Source organism: Haloarchaeobius marinus, from assembly GCF_051207415.1.
In the GTDB taxonomy this organism is placed as follows: domain Archaea; phylum Halobacteriota; class Halobacteria; order Halobacteriales; family Natrialbaceae; genus Haloarchaeobius.
In genome coordinates this window covers 50368-68083 of record NZ_JBPKGD010000007.1, presented here as the reverse complement: position 1 = coordinate 68083, position 17716 = coordinate 50368, and the positions used below count along the sequence as shown (strand labels likewise).

19 protein-coding genes and 1 tRNA gene are annotated in these 17716 nt (G+C 65.4%); 13 read left to right on the top strand and 7 right to left on the bottom strand.

The genetic code is table 11. From position 1 onward, the window contains the following. Positions 1 to 9 precede the first annotated feature (9 nt). The 6 genes from hisC to ACSC1W_RS19525 all read left to right on the top strand — a co-directional run bounded on the left by hisC (position 10) and on the right by ACSC1W_RS19525 (position 5058). Positions 10 to 1098: a histidinol-phosphate transaminase gene (hisC, locus tag ACSC1W_RS19550; RefSeq protein ID WP_435349410.1), complete on the top strand. Its 1089-nt coding sequence runs from the start codon at positions 10 to 12 to the stop codon at positions 1096 to 1098. Next, complete coding sequence (locus ACSC1W_RS19545) at positions 1095 to 1631, top strand: adenylate kinase family protein (RefSeq protein WP_435349409.1); 537 nt, start codon at positions 1095 to 1097, stop codon at positions 1629 to 1631. Before hisC ends, ACSC1W_RS19545 begins: the two co-directional genes overlap by 4 nt. Next, positions 1628 to 2260 carry a CDP-alcohol phosphatidyltransferase family protein gene (locus ACSC1W_RS19540; protein WP_435349407.1) on the top strand — a complete coding sequence of 211 codons (633 nt, stop codon included), beginning with the start codon at positions 1628 to 1630 and terminating at the stop codon, positions 2258 to 2260. The genes ACSC1W_RS19545 and ACSC1W_RS19540 overlap by 4 nt, the downstream gene beginning before the upstream one ends. Before the next feature lie 71 nt (positions 2261 to 2331). After that, positions 2332 to 2865 carry a multiprotein bridging factor aMBF1 gene (locus ACSC1W_RS19535; RefSeq protein WP_435349406.1) on the top strand — a complete coding sequence of 178 codons (534 nt, stop codon included), beginning with the start codon at positions 2332 to 2334 and terminating at the stop codon, positions 2863 to 2865. 81 nt (positions 2866 to 2946) lie between these two features. Next, positions 2947 to 3903 carry a cell division protein CdpA domain-containing protein gene (locus tag ACSC1W_RS19530; RefSeq protein WP_435349404.1) on the top strand — a complete coding sequence of 319 codons (957 nt, stop codon included), beginning with the start codon at positions 2947 to 2949 and terminating at the stop codon, positions 3901 to 3903. 123 nt (positions 3904 to 4026) lie between these two features. Further along, a complete protein-coding gene (locus tag ACSC1W_RS19525) occupies positions 4027 to 5058 on the top strand; it encodes a disk-shape morphogenesis protein volactin (protein ID WP_435349402.1) in 1032 nt (343 codons plus the stop codon). A 123-nt stretch (positions 5059 to 5181) separates the two neighbouring features. On the opposite strand, the gene ACSC1W_RS19520 is transcribed toward ACSC1W_RS19525, so the two are convergent. Further along, a complete protein-coding gene (locus ACSC1W_RS19520) occupies positions 5182 to 5844 on the bottom strand; it encodes a TFIIB-type zinc ribbon-containing protein (protein ID WP_435349401.1) in 663 nt (220 codons plus the stop codon). A 149-nt stretch (positions 5845 to 5993) separates the two neighbouring features. Here ACSC1W_RS19520 and ACSC1W_RS19515 point away from each other — a divergent pair, with 149 nt between their 5' ends. Further along, on the top strand, positions 5994 to 6395 hold the full coding sequence (locus ACSC1W_RS19515; RefSeq protein WP_435349399.1) for a DUF7961 family protein: 402 nt from the start codon (positions 5994 to 5996) through the stop codon (positions 6393 to 6395). Between the two features lie 10 nt (positions 6396 to 6405). After that, positions 6406 to 7050 (top strand): METTL5 family protein, encoded by a 645-nt coding sequence (locus ACSC1W_RS19510; RefSeq protein WP_435349398.1) that lies wholly within the window; start codon positions 6406 to 6408, stop codon positions 7048 to 7050. On the opposite strand, the gene ACSC1W_RS19505 is transcribed toward ACSC1W_RS19510, so the two are convergent. Continuing rightward, the gene (locus ACSC1W_RS19505; protein WP_435349396.1) at positions 7031 to 8680 is read right to left on the bottom strand and encodes a rhomboid family intramembrane serine protease; all 1650 of its coding nucleotides are present in this window, start codon (positions 8678 to 8680) and stop codon (positions 7031 to 7033) included. The genes ACSC1W_RS19510 and ACSC1W_RS19505 overlap by 20 nt on opposite strands. A 64-nt stretch (positions 8681 to 8744) precedes the next feature. After that, entirely contained in the window at positions 8745 to 9578 is an 834-nt protein-coding gene (locus ACSC1W_RS19500; protein ID WP_435349394.1) for an MBL fold metallo-hydrolase, read from the bottom strand. A 198-nt stretch (positions 9579 to 9776) separates the two neighbouring features. On the opposite strand from ACSC1W_RS19500, the gene ACSC1W_RS19495 reads away from it, so the two are divergent. The 3 genes from ACSC1W_RS19495 to ACSC1W_RS19485 all read left to right on the top strand — a co-directional run bounded on the left by ACSC1W_RS19495 (position 9777) and on the right by ACSC1W_RS19485 (position 12293). Then, entirely contained in the window at positions 9777 to 11093 is a 1317-nt protein-coding gene (locus tag ACSC1W_RS19495; protein ID WP_435349392.1) for an AAA family ATPase, read from the top strand. Between the two features lie 41 nt (positions 11094 to 11134). After that, a complete protein-coding gene (locus ACSC1W_RS19490; protein ID WP_435349391.1) occupies positions 11135 to 12040 on the top strand; it encodes a phosphoribosyltransferase HisG-related protein in 906 nt (301 codons plus the stop codon). 143 nt (positions 12041 to 12183) lie between these two features. Continuing rightward, positions 12184 to 12293 (top strand) — tRNA-Gly (locus ACSC1W_RS19485). 95 nt (positions 12294 to 12388) lie between these two features. On the opposite strand, the gene ACSC1W_RS19480 is transcribed toward ACSC1W_RS19485, so the two are convergent. The 3 genes from ACSC1W_RS19480 to ACSC1W_RS19470 all read right to left on the bottom strand — a co-directional run bounded on the left by ACSC1W_RS19480 (position 12389) and on the right by ACSC1W_RS19470 (position 14025). Then, a complete protein-coding gene (locus ACSC1W_RS19480) occupies positions 12389 to 12673 on the bottom strand; it encodes a hypothetical protein (RefSeq protein WP_435349390.1) in 285 nt (94 codons plus the stop codon). Between the two features lie 518 nt (positions 12674 to 13191). Next, positions 13192 to 13464, bottom strand: coding sequence for a HalOD1 output domain-containing protein (locus ACSC1W_RS19475; protein WP_435349388.1), 273 nt, complete (start codon positions 13462 to 13464; stop codon positions 13192 to 13194). Positions 13465 to 13641: 177 nt separating this feature from the next. Next, the gene (locus ACSC1W_RS19470; protein ID WP_435349387.1) at positions 13642 to 14025 is read right to left on the bottom strand and encodes a hypothetical protein; all 384 of its coding nucleotides are present in this window, start codon (positions 14023 to 14025) and stop codon (positions 13642 to 13644) included. A gap of 892 nt (positions 14026 to 14917) precedes the next feature. Here ACSC1W_RS19470 and ACSC1W_RS19465 point away from each other — a divergent pair. Then, the gene (locus ACSC1W_RS19465) at positions 14918 to 15325 is read left to right on the top strand and encodes a DUF5805 domain-containing protein (protein WP_435349386.1); all 408 of its coding nucleotides are present in this window, start codon (positions 14918 to 14920) and stop codon (positions 15323 to 15325) included. 1 nt (position 15326) lies between these two features. After that, entirely contained in the window at positions 15327 to 16355 is a 1029-nt protein-coding gene (locus ACSC1W_RS19460; protein WP_435349384.1) for a tyrosine-type recombinase/integrase, read from the top strand. 414 nt (positions 16356 to 16769) lie between these two features. Here ACSC1W_RS19460 and ACSC1W_RS19455 read toward each other — a convergent pair whose 3' ends face one another. Beyond that, complete coding sequence (locus ACSC1W_RS19455; protein WP_435349382.1) at positions 16770 to 17675, bottom strand: hypothetical protein; 906 nt, start codon at positions 17673 to 17675, stop codon at positions 16770 to 16772. Positions 17676 to 17716: the final 41 nt, after the last annotated feature.

The window sequence follows — 17716 nt, the reverse complement described above, 5'->3', positions numbered from 1 at the left end:
CTCTCGCACATGCAACCACGCGACCTCTCGGCCCACGTCGCCTACGAGGCCGGACGTGGCATCGAGGAGGTCGCCAGGGACCTCGGCATGGACCCGGCTGACCTCACGAAGCTCGCGTCGAACGAGAACCCCCACGGGCCGTCCCCGAAGGCCATCGCGGCCATCCAGGAGGCGGCGCCCGGGATGTCCTCCTACCCGAAGGCGGCCCACGCCGACCTCACCGGGGCCATCGCCGACCGCTGGGACGTCGACCCGTCACAGGTCTGGTTGGCCAACGGTGGGGACGGGGCGCTCGATTACCTCGCACGCGCGATGCTCGACCCCGGCGACACCGTGCTCGTCCCGGACCCCGGCTTCGCCTACTACGGCATGAGCGCGCGGTTCCACCACGGCGAGGTGAACGAGTACACCCTCGACGCGCCCGACCTGGCGCTCACCGCCGAGGCCGTGCTCTCGGACTACGACGGGGAACGCGTCGTCTACCTCACCAGCCCGCACAACCCGACCGGCGGCACGTTCACGCTGGAGGCGGTCGAGACCGTCGCCGACGAGACCGACGAGGAGACGCTCGTCGTCGTCGACGAGGCCTACGGCGAGTACGCCGACGTCGACAGCGCCCGTGGTCTGCTGGCCGACCGCGACGACGTGGCCGTCCTGCGGACGTTCTCGAAGGCGTACGGACTCGCCGGCGTCCGACTCGGTTACGCGCTGGTTCCACTGGACTGGGCGGACGCCTACGCCCGGGTGAACACGCCGTTCGCCGCCAGCGAACTCGCCTGTCGCGCCGGAATCGCGGCGCTCTCGGACGACGAACACGTCGAACGCTCCGTGGAGATGGCGCGCTGGGCACGCAGGTACATGCGGGACGAGATAGCGGCGCCTGTCCTGCCGTCCGAAGGCAACTTCGTCCTCGTGGACGTCTCGGAGGCACGCGGTCCCGACGGCGCGTCGGCCGTCGCCGACGAGATGCAACGTGCGGGCGTCATCGTCCGGGACTGCACGAGTTTCGGGTTGCCGAACTGCGTCCGGGTGACCTGCGGGACCGAGGCCCAGACCCGCGAAGCGGTCGCGACGCTGAACGAGGTGCTCGCTGCGTGAGGGTCGCCGTGACCGGCACGCCCGGGACCGGCAAGTCGACCGCCACGGACCTGCTCGCCGCCGACTCCGGCGTCGACGTGGTCCACCTCAACCGGGTCGTCGAGACCGAGGGACTGTACGACTCGGTCGACGAGGAACGCGACAGTGTCGTCGCGGACCTCGACGCCGTCGCCGAGTGGGTCGACGAGTACGAGGCGGCTCTGGACGACGAAGAAGCCGTACTCGTCCTCGACTCACACCTCTCGCACCACCTCGACGTGGACCGCGTCGTCGTCCTGCGGTGTGCGCCACAGACGCTCGAAAGCCGCCTCCGCGACCGCGGCGAGTCCGCCGCGAAGGCTGCCGAGAACGCCGAGAGCGAGGCGCTCGACGTGATCCTCTCGGAGGCCGTCGACGCTCACGGACTGGCGGCCGTCTACGAGGTCGAGACGACCGACCGCACGCCGGAGGCGGTGGCGACCGAGATACGGGCCGTCGTCGCCGGTGACCGCGAACCGAGTGCCGGTGACGTGAACTACCTCGACTACCTATGACACTCGACCAACTCCGCCCCCGAATCCAGTCGTTGCTCGACCCATGGGTCCGACTCGCCGACGCCGCCGGCCTCTCCCCGAACGGCGTCAGCCTCGTCGCCTTCCTGCTGGCTGTCGCGGCCGGCGGTGCGTTCGCACTCGGTGGCCCGGCGATAGACCCACCGGTCGGTGGCCAGGCGCTCTGGTACGTCCTGGGAGCGGTCTGCGTGGGTCTGAACGGCTGGCTGGACGTCGTCGACGGCGCGCTCGCACGCGCACAGGACGTCGCCAGCGAGGCCGGTGACGTGCTGGACCACGTCCTCGACCGGTACGCGGACCTCGTCATCATCGCCGGGTTCGCCGCCGGGGTCGGCCGCTACGACCTCGGACTGGCGGCGGTCACCGGCGTCCTGATGACGTCCTACCTCGGCACGCAGGCACAGGCCGTGGGCGTCGGCCGAGTCTACGCGGGGATGCTGGGCCGTGCGGACCGACTCGCACTCTCGGGACTCGTCGGCCTCCTGGCCGCTGTCGTCTCTGGGACGCTGTTCGGCCTGACCGTCGTCGGCTGGCTCCTCGTCTTCTTCGCCGTCGTCGGACACGTCACGGCGCTCCAGCGGTTCCTGGAGATCTGGGAGGCCCTCGACTGACGAGGCGGCTATCGATTTCGCCCCGCTCGACCGTCGTACCTTTTATCAACGCTCGCGGCGAAGGGTCGTGCATGGTTCAGTGTGAGATGTGTGGTGCCGAGACGGGGTCGCCGAAGACCATCAAAGTCGAGGGCGCGGAACTCGACGTCTGCGACAACTGCGCCGACTTCGGGACCGAGGTGAAGACCCAGCAGAGTTCCAGCACCTCCACGAAGTACTCGACGAGCAGTTCGGGTTCTTCGGCGTCCAGCGGTCAGTCCGGTGGGTCCAGCGGGTCGGGCGGGTCGAGTTCCACCCGGCGTCGCTCCGACATGTTCGACGACATGGACGAACTGGCACAGGACTACGACCAGCGCATCCGACGCGCTCGGGAGGAACGCGGGCTGAGCCAGTCCGACCTCGCGAACGAACTCAACGAGAAGGCGAGTCTCATCCGCAAACTCGAACGTGGCGAGACGCTTCCGAGCGACCGCGTCCAGTCAAAACTCGAGAAGTTCCTCGGAATCAACCTCGACATGGGAAGTGCAAGCGAGGAGGACGGAGACTGGAGTTCGGGTTCGTCCACGGAGACGACGCTCGGGGACGTCGTCAAGCGGAAGGACTGAGTCCATCGCGTCAGCCGCTTTTTTCTGGTTTGATGCGGGTCAACCAAACAGTCATGTGAGATGACGCTGTATGGGGCGTCAATGCCAGACGAGGAAACACAGGATTCGGCGGAGGGTGAGGCACCGCCGGACAATCCACTGTACAACCTGTATCAACGATACATCGGCGAACCGGAAGAAGAGACGGACGTCTACCTCGGCTTCGGTCTGTTCTTCAGCGGTATCGTCGTCGGCGTCGTCGCGCTCCTGTTGACGTACGTCAGCTTCACCAGTTTCGAGACGGGGAGCGACCCGTTCTGGAACTGGACCCGCATCGCCTACGCGCTCGGGATGCTCTCGCTCCCGTCGACCATCACCGGCATCGTCGTCCTGCTACCGGTCGAACGCCGGGCCGTCTACGCGTCCATGATGGGTGCAGGCGTCGACGTGCTCGCCGTCGTCTGGTTCGTCTCGGTCTATCCCGACCAGTGGAACGAGTACGGCGTCGGCGCCACGCTCGGCGTCATCAGCCTCTACGCGCTCGGTCTCGTCCTCGTCGTCGGGTCCACGGGCGCTGCACTGGTCGCGGACCAGCTGGAACGCTACCGCAAACCCGGCCCGGCCGACATCCAGCCGGTGACGGAGGACGACTCCGAGGAGACGGAGTCCTACAGCGAGGCGGAGATACAGGCCGACATCGACAGCGCGATGGCGGACGTCGACCTGTCATGGGGCGGCGTCGAGAAGAGCGAGAACCGCCGACTGCAGTTCGACGTCGACGAGGAGATGGACACGTCCGCGTTCAGCCAGCAGACCGCGAACGTCACCCGGTCGAAGGGCGTCGACTCCCAGATTCAGAACCTCAAGGCGATGAAGGGCGGCGAGGCGAAGACCGCCACCTCGAACACCACCGTCGACGACCAGACGCAGAAACTGAAGGAGCTTCGGGAACGTCGCGAGCGAGAGGAGCAGCGCAAGGCCGAGGAGTCGTCGAGCATCGCTTCGGCCGCCGGTGGCGGGTTCTTCGCCCGGGTCAAGAGCGCCCTGGGCCTCAGCTGAGTCGATTCTACTATTGTCGTGAACCGATTCTAGTCCTGTTGTAGTTTACTATTTATTTATAATTATTTACTGATGAAATAATTTCACGTAGTTTTATTATTCGTTGGGCCCTTTTGGGCAAATATGGCTAAAGGCCTGGACGTTGGGACGATGAACATACTGTCGGCCCAACAGGATGGGAACGACACAGTGTTCGTACAGCAGCGGAACTCCTTCGTGGAGATAGAGTACTCCGACATGGCCGAGCAGATGCTGTCTCGCTCGGAAGTGCTCCACATCCGGAAGGACGACAAGGTCTACGTCGTCGGCGACGACGCCCTGAACTTCGCGAACATCTTCAACAAGGAGACGCGACGGCCGATGAAGCACGGCATCCTCTCCTCCTCGGAGAAGTCCGCGATTCCGATGATGAAGCTCATCATCGAACAGGTCGTCGGCGAACCGAACTACCCGGGCGAGAAGCTCTACTTCTCGGTCCCGGCCGACCCCATCGACTCCGAACTGTCGACGCTCTACCACCAGAAGACCATCGAGAGCTTCCTGGGTAACATGGGCTACGACGCGGAACCGATCAACGAGGGGATGTCCGTCATCTACTCCGAACTGGCGGACAACAACTTCACGGGCCTGGGTATCAGTTTCGGTGCGGGTATGACCAACGTCTGTCTCGCGTACTACGCCGTCCCCGTCATGAAGTTCTCCGTCGCCCGCGGTGGCGACTGGGTGGACGAGCAGGCCGCGCAGGCGACCGGCACCCCGGTCGACAAGGTCACGTCCATCAAGGAGAACGACTTCGAACTCGACTTCACGACCGACGTCGGCGGCGTCGAGGGTGCGCTCTCGATCTACTACGAGAACCTGCTCGACTACGTCATCGAGAACGTCGTCCGCGAGGTCGACGAGGAAGACGTCGAAGAAGGCCTGGACGTCCCGGTCGTCGTCACCGGCGGCACCTCCAGTCCGAGCGGCTTCGAGGCGCTGTTCCGCGACCACCTCGAGGACGCCAACATCCCGTTCTCCATCAGTGGCGTCAGCCACGCCAGCGAACCCCTCTACAGCGTCGCACGCGGTTCGCTCGTCGCCGCACGCTCCGACGAGGACGTCGACGAGACCCAGCAGGAAGCAGAGGCCGAAGCGCCGACCGCAGACGAGTAAGTCGTCGACTCGACTCAGTTCTTTCGCGCGTCGCCCGTATCGCACGAACGATGGTCCCGACGGCCAGTCGTGCGACACGGGACTGCACCGGTGCCCGCGGTGACAGAATCAGGCTACAGTCGCTTACCCGTCGGTGCCTCTCGTCGCGACCTCGACCTCGGACGCGTCGGCGTCGTCGCCGTCGCGGTCGGTGACGTCTGGTGCGTCGACTTCATCGACTTCGGTTGCGTCGGCGTCTTCGACCTCGGTTGCGTCGGCGTCTTCGACCTCGGTTGCGTCGGCGTCTTCGACCTCGGGTGCGTCGACGTCTTCGACCTCGGGTGCGTCGACGTCTTCGACCTCGGGTGCATCGGCGTCTTCGGATGCGTCTTCGGTGTCGGAACCGTCAGTGTCGGTCTCACCGGAATCCGCATCGGCGTCGTCGGCGCAGTCCTCCCCGTCGGCGTCGGGCGTGGTGTCTTCGGCCACTTCCGTGGACGGGTCGTCGTCCCCGGTCTCGGCCTCAGATTCGACGTCGTCGTCGGTCCCCGGCACGTCGGTGTGGCCGGGGTCCGCGTCGGTGCCGTCCAGCGCCGTCGCGAGCTGGGCTGCGTGTTCGTCGAGTTCGTCCCTCGAGAACTTCTCCTCGAACCGGCTGATGGCATCCTGCCAGGACTCGAGTTGCTCGGGTTCGCTCTGGTGGTCGACCGGAACGCCGACCCACCCGCACGAGTCACACCCGTACGCTTCCACGTCGCCCAGACCGTACTCGCTGAGCGAGGATTCACACCGTGGGCACTCTTTCATACAGGCAAGTCTACGTACGGAATAATAAGCGTGTTCCATCGTATCATGGCAAGTACCGATGAATGCTAGCGCTGTCGGTCTGCAACGAGCGTGAAATTACTACTGAGCATTTACAAAGTTTTTTGGATGCGCTTCATGTATGGGCCAGTATGAGCGCGACCCCGTCACCGAACGTCGAACGGACGATCAGCCACTGTCGACCAGAGGACGTCCAGCCGGTGGGCCTCGACGCCGAGGCGCTCGACTCGACGGCGCCCGGGTACCTGCGCGACCTCAAGCGAGAACTGACCGAAGCGGGCTACATCCCGTCGGTGCTGGCGGTTCAGGCCCGTTTCGAGGCGGACTGCTCGCTCGCGACCCAGCGGGAGGTCGACCGAATCCGGGACTACGTCCGCGCCGCAGCGTTCCTCGGTGTCGGGACGGTGTCGGTCACCTGTGACGCCGTCGCGAACGAGTCCAAGGTCGAACCGGCACTCTCTGCCTGTGCCGAGCGCGCCAGTCGGGAGGGCGTCGCCTTCGAACTCGACGGACCCATTAGCCTCGACGACTGATTCGTCTTCGATGAGTACACGGCGCGCGCTGGCACAGCAACTCGGTGTCGTCGCCGGTTTCGACTCTCCGAGCGTCCAGCTAGAGCAGTACTCGACACCACCGGAGATAGCGGCCTCCATCGTCCACGTCGCCGACACGCAGGGCGACGTGGCCGACCGGACCGTCGTCGACCTCGGGACTGGAACGGGGATGCTCGCACTCGGGGCGGCGCTCAGGGGCGCACGCCGCGTCGTGGGCGTCGACGTCGACCGGACGGCCCTGGAGACGGCTCGCGCGAACGAACGGCGCGTCGCGGCGCACACGACCATCGACTGGTGCTGTGGCGACGCGACGCGCCCGCCCCTGTGCCCGACCGGGCCGACGACCGTCCTGATGAACCCACCGTTCGGGGCTCAGGACGGTAACGTCCACGCCGACCGCGCCTTCCTCGACGCGGCCGCGACGATCGCGGACGTTTCCTATTCGGTTCACAACGAGGGAAGCCGGGAGTTCGTCGAGTCGTTCGTCGCGGACAACGGTGGCGAGGTCACCCACGCGTTCGCCGCGGAACTCGACCTCGACCGTCAGTTCCCCTTCCACGACGAGGAGACGAAGACGGTCGACGCCGAGGTGTTCAGGGTCGCGTGGGACGGGACTACTGGTACGTCTCCCTGACGAACACTCGAACGCGCGTCTCGCCGAAGACGGCGTAGATGCGGTCGCCGGAGTCGGCGCGTTGCTCCCTGACGAACTCGATGCCGCCGATGCTGACCGACCCGTTCCCCTGCGGGACCGGCCCGCGCGCAGTTCTGTCGCCGTTCTCGGTGACGACCAGCTGGTACGGGCCACGGCCGTCCGACTGGACGGTGACGCTCTTGCCCGCGATGAGAGGTTCGGCCGTCGCACCGTGGCTCTCGTGGGCGAGCGTCCACGCGCCGTCGGGGGGCCTGAGGAACACCCGGTAGGCCGTCCCGCCGCCGACGGCCGACCAGCCGTCGCGTGCCACCCCGACGGACTCACGCCAGCCGATGCCACCGACGCGAACCGTCGAGTGGCCACTGTAGGCGAGTCGGCCCTTCGAGACCACCTCGTACCAGATGCTCCGGTCCTGGTTGACGACGATGACGCCCGACGAACTCACGTCGGTACTCTGTCCGAAGGCGTCGACGCCGACGACGGGGATGAGTTCGTTCCGGACGTTCTCGGCGTAGGTGACCTGGTACCCGGCGACCTCGACGGTCTCGTCTCCGGGGACCGACGCGTCGGAGACCGTCGTGAGGTTGGCGTAGACAGCCGGGCCCGTCGTCACCGCGGCGACGAAGACGAGTATCGCCACGGCGGCCGTCCTGACGGTGAACGACTCGAAGTCCCGCTCTCGGACGTCGAGGGCGAGCGCGACGACCACGGCGAGCGAGACCACCAATACGACGCCGAACCCGCGAAAGAGGACGAACTCGTCGTTCCCGGCGTACCAGTAGACCGCCCATAGGTTCTTCGCGACGGCGAAGAAGAGGACGGCGAGCCAGACCCTGAGCGCGCTCGGACGGTCGTCCCGCCGGTAGAACACCGCGACCCCCAGCAGGAAGCCGAGGAACAGACCGAGTGCGTGGCCCTGGATGGCGATGCCGGCCCACCAGGGCGGGGACGGCGGACTCGGCGTGGCACTCGCCTCGAGGATGGGTTGCTGGAGCGCGTTGTACAGCAGGCTGAGAAAGCGCTGTCCGCCGAGGACTGCGACGACCGTCGTCATCGGGTACCGGACGAGCGCGAACCCGGCGAAGGCGAAGACGACGCCGGAGAATCCGATGACCGCCCCGATGGAGAACGCAGCCGTCACGAACCCGAGGAGTACGACCGCCGCCGGATAGATGACGAGCGCGCGGACCCACGGGTTCGTCCGCCACGAGGAGAACGAGGCCGACCCGCGCTTCCGGGGGAAGTGTCCCCACGCGTACTCCGCGATGGGGCTGAGAACCAGCGTTCCGATGAGGTTCCCCGTCAGATGTCGCGGTCCGGCGTGTGAGAACCCCGCCGTCAGGATACCGGTCGGGTAGAGGTACGACCAGGCACGGAATGGGAGCGTCGTGGGGCGGTCCCAGTGCTGCCACCCGCCCTGTACGAAGAGGTAGACCGCGAGGACGAACCCCACGACGACGAACGTCCCCAGCGGGAGTCCCATCACCAGCCGTGACCGGAGGCGCTCCCCCCACGCACCACCGGGTCGGTCGATCCACGCGACCACCCCGAGCGACCCGGCCAGAACCGCGAGAACGAAGACCGCGATGCTGGTCGACAGCAGATCCATACACGGCCGGAAGGACGGCTGGTACAAATGCGTTCGTACTCCCCGAACGGAAGTAGACGTGGCCCTACACGTCGACCCGGTCGCCGATCTCGACGATCTCCAGTCGGCGGGGGAACTCGAAGCTCCGTGCGTGGTCGTGCAGCGCAGTCGGGTCGCCGGTCAACCCCTTCCACATGTCCCAGTGACTCGGGAGCAGGCGGTCTAACTGGAGGTCGTTCGCTGCCTCTATCACCTGGTTCTCGTCGTTGTACCACTTCGTCCGGACCGGTTCGCGCGTCTCCTTGTCCGGGATGGTCCCGACGGTCCCGAACGCGAGGATACCCAGGTCGACGTCGTACCGGTCGCCGAGGGCTGCGAACGTGTCGCTGGGCTTAGTGTCGCCGCCGTGGAAGACGGTCCTGCCGTCGTGTTCGAACACGTAGCTGACCGGGTGGGTCGCGTCGGGGTCGTGAGCGGCCTCGACGTGGACGGTGAACCCGCCGACCGAGACCGTGGCGCCCTCACTCACCTCGTGGAACTGGTCGTCGCTCACGTCGTAGTTCGCCGGCCAGTTCTCGTCGTCGCGTGCGACCGAGAGGCTGTCGTCAGGGGCGTAGAGCGACGCGCCAGTCTTCGCGAGGATGGGTGCCTGACTCGGCCCGTGGACGTGGTCGGTGTGCTCGTGCGTGGCGAACACGGCGTCTGCCTCGGTCACGTCGGCCGGGTCGAACGGGACGGGTATCATCCGGACGGTCCGCGGGGGGTCGCCGAGGCCGACGTACGGGTCGACGAACAGCGTCGTTCCGTCGCTGGCCTTCAGTACGAAGCCGTTACAGCCGAGGTACCAGAGGGCGATGCCGTCGGGGGTCGCGTCTTCGACCGCACGGGGCAACCAGTCTCCCCAGTCGCTCACTGTCATGTCCGGTCGTGCGGGGGCAGTCATCCTAAGCGTTTATGCATCGACGACACCCGGCCAGCAGATGCGGGTCGGCCAGCCGAATCGGCGGCGGGCCACGCGACAGCAGCTCCAGTATTCATATATTTACCGACACGGGTTGGTGGCGGCTGGCGGTAAGCGCCCGTTTCCTTTATGGTCCCAGTGGGGGTACGTAACGGTATGAGTACCGAGGTCGACCAGGACACTACAATCGCAGTCGCCGACGACGGCATCTCGGTGGAGAAGTCGTTCGAGGCCGACGAGTTCCCGGTTCCCGCGATCCAGTTCGTCGTCAGTTCGGACCACGACGAACCGGTCACGGTCCGACTCCGCGAGGACATCCCCGAGGAGTTCCCGATGGACGGCGTCGGGTTCCATCCGGACTTCGACAGCGACAACTGGACCGCCTTCCAGGACCATCACGTCGAGTACGAACGGACCCTCGAACCCGGTGAAACAGTGACGACGGTGTACGGCATCCGCATCGACGACGAGAGCGAGGCCACCGCGTTCCTGTCCGAACCCCAGGTCACGGAGGTCGGGGACGACGACGAGGCCGGCGACGCGGACCGGTCCGAAGTCGAGGACGACAACACCATCGACGACATCGTCGTCAACGACTCCAACCAGGTCGTCAAGGACATGCTCTCCGGCGAGGGCGACATGCCGGGCCTCGACGAGGAAGAAGAGGAGGACGAGACTGACTCCGACGACGTCGGGTCCATCGACCTCGACCTCGGCATCGACGGCGATTCGGACGCCGAGGACGCCGCCGCCGACGAAGACGACGAAGACGACGATGCGGAGGAACCCGAGATCGAACTCGACCTCGATGCGGCGGAGGAGCAGGTCGAGGCCGAGGACGCCGCCGCCGACGAAGACGACGAGGCAGAGGAACCCGAGATCGAACTCGACCTCGAAAGCGCCATCGAGGACGAGGCGGAGGCCGACGACGGCGCCGCCTCGAAACCCGATGACGACGAGGAGACCACGGACGCCGAATCCGATTCTGGCGCAGCGACGGACGACGACGACGCGTCGGCCGACGAGGCGATGGCGGCCCCCGTCGAGAGCGTCGCGGCCGCTCTCGCCGAGGAACTCCGCGAGGGGACCGCCGACGAGGACGACCTGGCGGCGCTCCGTGCGGAACTCGACCTGGAACCGTCCGGCGTGGAGGTGGCGAAGGTCGAGCACCTCCAGTCCCGCGTCGAGGAGGTCGCCGCCTACTCTGAGGCCCTCACGGAGTTCCTCGACGACAAGGGCACCGCCCAGCAACTCATCGAGGACTACGAGGCGGAGGTCGACAACCTCCGCGACGAACTTACCGACCTGTCGGAGACCGTCGACGACCACGACGACGACCTCACGGACCTGAACGAGAGCCTCGACGAGACGCAGGACGACGTCGACGAACTGGAGTCCCGCGTCGACGACATCGACGAGGAGGTCACGGAGATCCAGTCGTGGCGCGACCAGCTGGGCTCGATGTTCAACTGAGAACGAACCTGTTTTCTCCCCGGACCCCGTTCGTCATCGAAATGGCCGACACAATCGCCGTCGCCGTCCCACGGAAGGGACGTCCGCTGGAGGCAGTCCTCCAGCGCGTGGCAGAGCGTGCCGGCGCGACCGACGTCGCCGAGTCCATCATCTCGACGCTCCGCTACGAGAAGTCGATCACGAAGGGTGCGACCGACGACCCGCGGGACGTCTACGAGCGACTCGCGGACTACAGCGACCTCTCACGGCCCCATCGTCCGGAGTTCACCCTGCTGCGCGACGACCGCGACGGCGTTCCGCGTCGAATCGTCTTCGACAGCGTGACCATCGACGCGGGGGACCACAGGCTCCAGCTCGTCGGGCGAGAGGAACCGTTCCGGGCGCTCCGGACGCACTCGTTCGCACTCGGGTTCGACAGCGCCGACCTCGTGCTCGAGGAGGTCGTCGCCCTCCGCCCGGACCCCCTCGACACCATCGCGGACGTGAACGCCCGCATCGACCCCCACGATACGGACGTCCGGGTCGTCACGGGCCTCGGAGACACCGTCTACCACACGCTGATGGCGACGCCCCAGGTCCTCGACTCCTACCGTGCCGACGGTGCGACGCGGTCGTTCCTCGCGGCGTACGAGGGCGACCTCTGCATCTCCCCGCGGTACGAACGCCTCGTCGAGGCCGTCCTCGGCACCGACGTGACCGAGGGTATCGAGTTCGCGTACCCGGACGAGGGCCGCGAGGAGGAGGCTGCCATCGCCGACACGGGCGTCGGCGTCTACCTCACCATGACGGGGTCGACGGCCCGCGACCACGGCCTCGAACTCGGGACGAGGCTGTTCCCCAGCGAGACGGTCCTCATGGAGAACGTCGCGGAATCGACCGACAGTTCCGAGGCGGCCAAGGGGCTGTTCGCCGATGCGGACCTCGAAACGGAACTCGCCGTCCGGTGAATCCCGATGGGCTGAACGGGTCGGGTTGAAACCCGATGGGCTGAACGGGTCGGGTTGAAACGTCGGCTTACCTTCGAAACAAGCGTCTGCCCCGTCGCCGGTTGCTGGATAACAATGTGCTCCGCCCACCACGTCACGTACGTGGTAGGGTTGCTCGGTGGCAAGGGCACCGTCGCATCCGCAGCGCGCTCCTGCTGTAGCGGCGGGGACCTCCGTTCGGAGGTCTCGTGCGGTTCGAATCCCACCCCTACCGTCTCCAACCCCTGAAGGGGGCAAGAACGGTGACCTGACCGGACGTGTGTCGGACTCGTCGACCGGTCGAGTCCCCTCGACTCGACTGCCGGCGGCTCAGCTACAAACTGGTGCAGTAACTAAGGATTCTCGCTGGTTCCAGAGGGCATGCCCAGTCCTCCGCCCCGGGGGAAACTCGAAGTTGTAGCCACGTTCTCCAGCGAGGACGCCATCGAGACGTACTGGGAGCACGCGGCGACCGACGGGCTGTTCGAACCCGAGCGCGACATCTTCGACCGGTACTTCACGCGCTTCGGTGCACGCGTCCTCGACGTCGGCTGTGGGGCTGGCCGGACCACCGTCGAACTCGCAGAACACAGTGAACCGGTTCTCCTGGGGCATCGACGAAGTCCCTCCCGGCGAGTCCACCGAGTGATTGGCGACGGGAAGCCGGGACCGTACGCGTCGGTCTCGTACCCGATTCAGCCACCCTGTCTCCTGTTCCCCACCGTATTCGCCACTCCTGGTCGCCGACGAGTCCTCCCCGTGACGCTCACCCGTCGTCCCGTGTGTCACGACAGCTCTGCATCGACGAATCGCGCCTTCGTAGAAACGCACTTCTCGACAAAGTTGCAGGTAACAATGTGCGGTCCGTCCGAGACTACGGACGCGGTAGGGATGCCACAGTCCACCACCACCACCACCACCACCACCACTACAACGTACCCCTCGCTGGGTTCGCTGACTACGCTGTGAAAGGCACCCCACTCCCTACCGCCTTCTGGCCGGGAGACCGCCCCGACAGTCTCCGATACGAATCGACACGCGTTCCGGACCCGACTCTAGCCGACCGAACGGCGGAAGGACGGCCAGTGCGGCCGCTGATTCCTGTCGATATCTCCACAGAAGGGATGGCGCGTCTATTCAGCGAGGTCGATCTGTCGGTCGCCCTTCACGGTCACCGTGTATCCTTCGTACTCGAAGGTCAGTTGCAATCCCCGGTTCGGACTCTCGAAGATTCGGTCGAGGGCATCCGGATCGACCGAATCGATGATGGGGTCGAGGGAGAGCGGGTCTACCCCTCTCGCCTGGGCCACTTCTTCGATGACCTGCGTGGATAGCTCCACTGACTCCGTCCCCTGTTCGTTCCCTGTCTGCATCGTACCAGTTACCGTCCCGATATCCCTTCGCATGTTCCACGGGTCGTGGAGTGGATATAAAAAGGCAGATTATCGTTCACATGAGTTCATAACTGGTGGTAATGTGCGGTCGGATGGCGGCTCAGTTAGAGACTCGGTTCCGCTACCGGGAGTCTGCGGTCCGTCTGACGTCGAATTCGCCGTTCGGGCAGACTCGTTTTCCTTACTATTTTACGGCAAACATAACCGAACCTCCATCGAACACCCCGGCCTACACAGTTCTCGCTCGTCCGCGACCGGCACGGTCGTCGACTCGGGCCGGTCGAACTGGAACGGGTCGGTCGAACCAGAGCCAGTGGGGTCCGGAGTGTTCGTCACTGCGTCGTCGGCAACGACCTCGCTGATTTCGGCGTCGTCGTGACCGACGGTGGCCACTGAGTCCGACGCCGGTAGCAGACGAACGTCCCGGCCACGGGCCACCTCTCGCTGTGGACCGCGAGCACGCACCGGACGCTCGTCGAACGCCCAACCAGTACCCTCCGGGGGTCGGCAGTGACCGACCGGTAGTTTGACGAATGTGAACGTCGTGGTCGAAATCAGAACGTCGTGGTCCACCGTCCCGGTGGTCACCTCGACGATGGTGAGGTCACGTTCACGCACCACGACCATCCCGTCCGCGAACTCGGCGAGTGCGAGAACCGGACCGCCGACACCCCTGGTGCGGACCACACCCCCGGAGTTCACACGGGTGGAGTCCGTTCGCCCCGACCCGTTCCGTCCGACGGTTCGTTCCCCTGGTGGTCCCCGGGACGAACCGGGCGAACGATATAGCGACATACGATTTACGGCCGCACGGGTCAGACGACCGAACTGTACATAACCGGCGGGTAGAGGGGCCAGAGGCGCTAGAACCTCTTCATTGCCTCCGCTCCGAGCACAGAGGTTAGTCGCTCGACCGGTGCTCGGTCACGAGTCCGTCCGCGAATACGTCCTCGTCGAACGAGAGGCCGACTCGTCGGTCCGCATCGATCGGTCCGAACGTACCACGTTCAGAGAGCCAGGAGTCGGCCGAACCGGCACGCCGACCCGTCACAATCTAATCCATGAATCTATACCCACGATTCGGACAAGGGTTATCCGTGATTGTATCCCCACATATGACTATTCGATGAATATGGGGCCACTCAAGCAGCCATCTGTGGCTCTACTGCGTGAGATAAGAGTCCTTATCCCTGCTCATGGGGATAGATTGATTAGTGACCCGTGAGACGGTCGACGTACGACCCGATGTCACGTAATCGAATCTTACCTGGTGGAGATCGCTCACGACCTGTCATCCCGAGGGACCGAACGACCCTGGAGCACGGTTCGGGCCGGAATGGGCAACCCTTGCCTCTATCAGGAAGGGTCGACGAACCCCTTTCTGGAGCCGTAACCCCGGGGGTACGACCGGGGAAGATGGCCCTGCAGAATCGGGGTCCTCGCCATCGACGACCGGGTGGTCACCGTGAGTGAACGAGACACGAGTCGGTCAGTTGTCAGGACCTACGTCCCGGCCTACCAGAAGGAGGATTGGGTCGAGGAGGCCGAGGAACTGGACATGAGCCAGAGCGAGTTCGTCCGGACGATGGTCCAGGCCGGTCGCCGGTCGTTCGACCTCGCAGCGTCGTCCGATTCTGACACCGAATCGACTCTCTCGGAGTCGAAGTCGGCCGAGTCGACCGACGACCTGACCGATACCGTCGTCGCCATCCTCGACGAGAACGACGGACCGATGACGTGGGACGACGTGCTCGCGGCCGTGACCGACGACGTGGAAGCCCGCCTCGACGAGGCCCTGAGTACCTTGCAGACCGACGGCATCCTCAGGTACAGCGGCCGAGACGGCGGGTACGTACTCGTCGAGGAGCCCTGAGATGCCGGACTCTATCGGATACTTCCTGGAGGACCAGGAGTACCACGGGAAGGCTGAACGCACACGAGAGGCCTACGAACGGGTCCTGAGACGGTTCGAGGCGTTCCTCGACGACGAGGAACGGGGCCCGACCGGTCGGTCCGTCACGCCCCCTGACGCCGGTCGCAGGGAGTGCATGGCCTGGGTTCACTCGTTACGAGGCGAGCACGCCCCCAGCACCGTCGCCTCGTACGCATCCTACGTCCACCGATTCTACGCCTACATGACCCAGGTCGGCGAGTTCGACGCCAACCCGATGGCGCTGGTCGTCGAGGAGATGGACGAGACCATCGACAAGGACCCGACGCGACGGGAGATCGGCGTCGACGCGATGCGCTCGTTCGTCGAGTCCGTAACGCATCCACTCGAACGCGCACTGCTGGTAACGCTGCTGAAGACTGGGGTTCGGGTGGGGGAACTGTGTAACCTCGACCTCAGGGACCTCGCACTCCAGGACCCGGAACTGGCGGAGACGTACGAACTCGGTGGTCGCGTACAGCTAGATGGCCGCCCGGATTCGCTGTACGTGGCGGCCGACCCGGCCCGTGGAGACGCGTACAACGGCGAGGAACGGAAGGCGTCGAACAAGCGAAAGCGAGCGACGGTCGTACCGGTCGACGACGAGCTGGGTCGGGTACTCAAGCGCTGGCTGGCGATTCGACCGGACGTTCGGTCTCCCGCAGAACCGCTCTTCGTCACGACGAGCGGGGACTGGGGCAGTCGAATCACGACGCAGGCGGTCAGGTCGATAGTCGAGCGCCACGCACGCGCCCACGGGTGGTACCGGACAGGGGGCGGCGCAACGGAGAACGTCACTCCCCACTACTTCCGGCACTTCTTCACGACGCACCTCCGGGACCGGACGGGTGACCGTGGCGTCGTCAAGTACCTCAGGGGCGACGTCGCCAGCGACATCATCGACACCTACACGCACAACTGGGGCGACCAGGTCCGCGAGGTGTACGAAGCGAACGTCTATCGCCTCCTCTGAGCCGCTGTAACGCGATCCTGCGCGCGGAAGTGTAATATATCTAATTAGATGTGGTGGCCGATTCGCGACTCGTAAACTGCATATCGCTATATCAAATTGGGGCCTCTCGACCACGCCTCACCGACCACGTGATTACCGAATCTGAACGCTCTGGGAGCTACCTCGGGGGACGCTTGCTGCCGGTCGACACTGCCGGCGCCGCGACGTCCGTGGCGTCGCTCCGCCTGGTCGGACACCGCGGCCGGTGAACTCGACGTCACCGGACTCCACGCCTGGTCGATGAACTCGATGGCAGGGGTCACGCGTGCGCGTCGTGAAAACAGCGGGGTCACGAAGAGGGCTATCCCTGGCACGAAGGCGGAAGTCTGGCCAACGGCGGGGCCCGGGACTCGTCGTCCGCTACGGCCGATGAGTTCAGCTAGCCGTCAGGGACGCCGACGCGTTCGCACCAATCCAGTCGGGGGTCGAGACGGTCGCCGTGCCGACGTCGTGGTACCCGAGGCGCTGGGTCACGACCACCGTCTCTCCCTCGTCGGTCTGGATCACTGCCCGGAGTGTGAACTCGAGGACGAACCCGGTTCGGGAGACGATGGCGTCGAGGGATGCGGTCTCTACGGTCGCGTTCCCCTGGTTCGACGGCTGTACAAAGGCCTCGGTGAGCAGGTCGGCGTCGTCGACACTGTCCCCCTGGAACCGGAACAGTTGCTCGTCGAACCCAGCCACGGGCCGGTCCAGTTCCTCGACGCTCGTGACGTTCATGGCCGAGAAGGCGGTGTAGAGGAAGTCCGACCGTTGCCCGCGAAACACCGGTATCTCCGCGGGTGTGACGGACGTCCCGTCTCCACTTCGGACGACGTCGACGCTGACGTTCTCGGTTGCGGTCTGGTTCGGTGGGGTCATCCCACGGAAGAGGTGCGTCCCGTTTCCGTAGTACAGAATCGTCCGGTTCGAGTAGCTCAGTTCGCCGGTCACCGTCTGGCGGGCGACGAACCTGCTCTCGTTCCGTGCGTACGTTCCGGACGTGACGATGTGACGAATGATTCTCCCGTTGGCGGTGCGCAGTTCGTACTCGTAGTCGACGTGGTAACTCGTGTTCGAGAGGCGCTCACCCTGTGAGTTCAGGAAGACGACCGCGTCACCGTATCGGTTCGTCTCGGGGTTCGGGGAGAAGTCGACGGTCGCTACCTCGCGTGTCACCGGTTCGGTGGTGGGTTCGACCGTGAACGGGTCGCGAGTCGTTCCGACGTCGGCCACGTCGCCACAACCTGCGAGGACCAGCGAGAGCACCAGCGCGAAGGCGAGGAGCGGGCGGCCATGCATCGTCTTCGATTCACACGGTCGGCCCTTGAACGTTTGCCAGC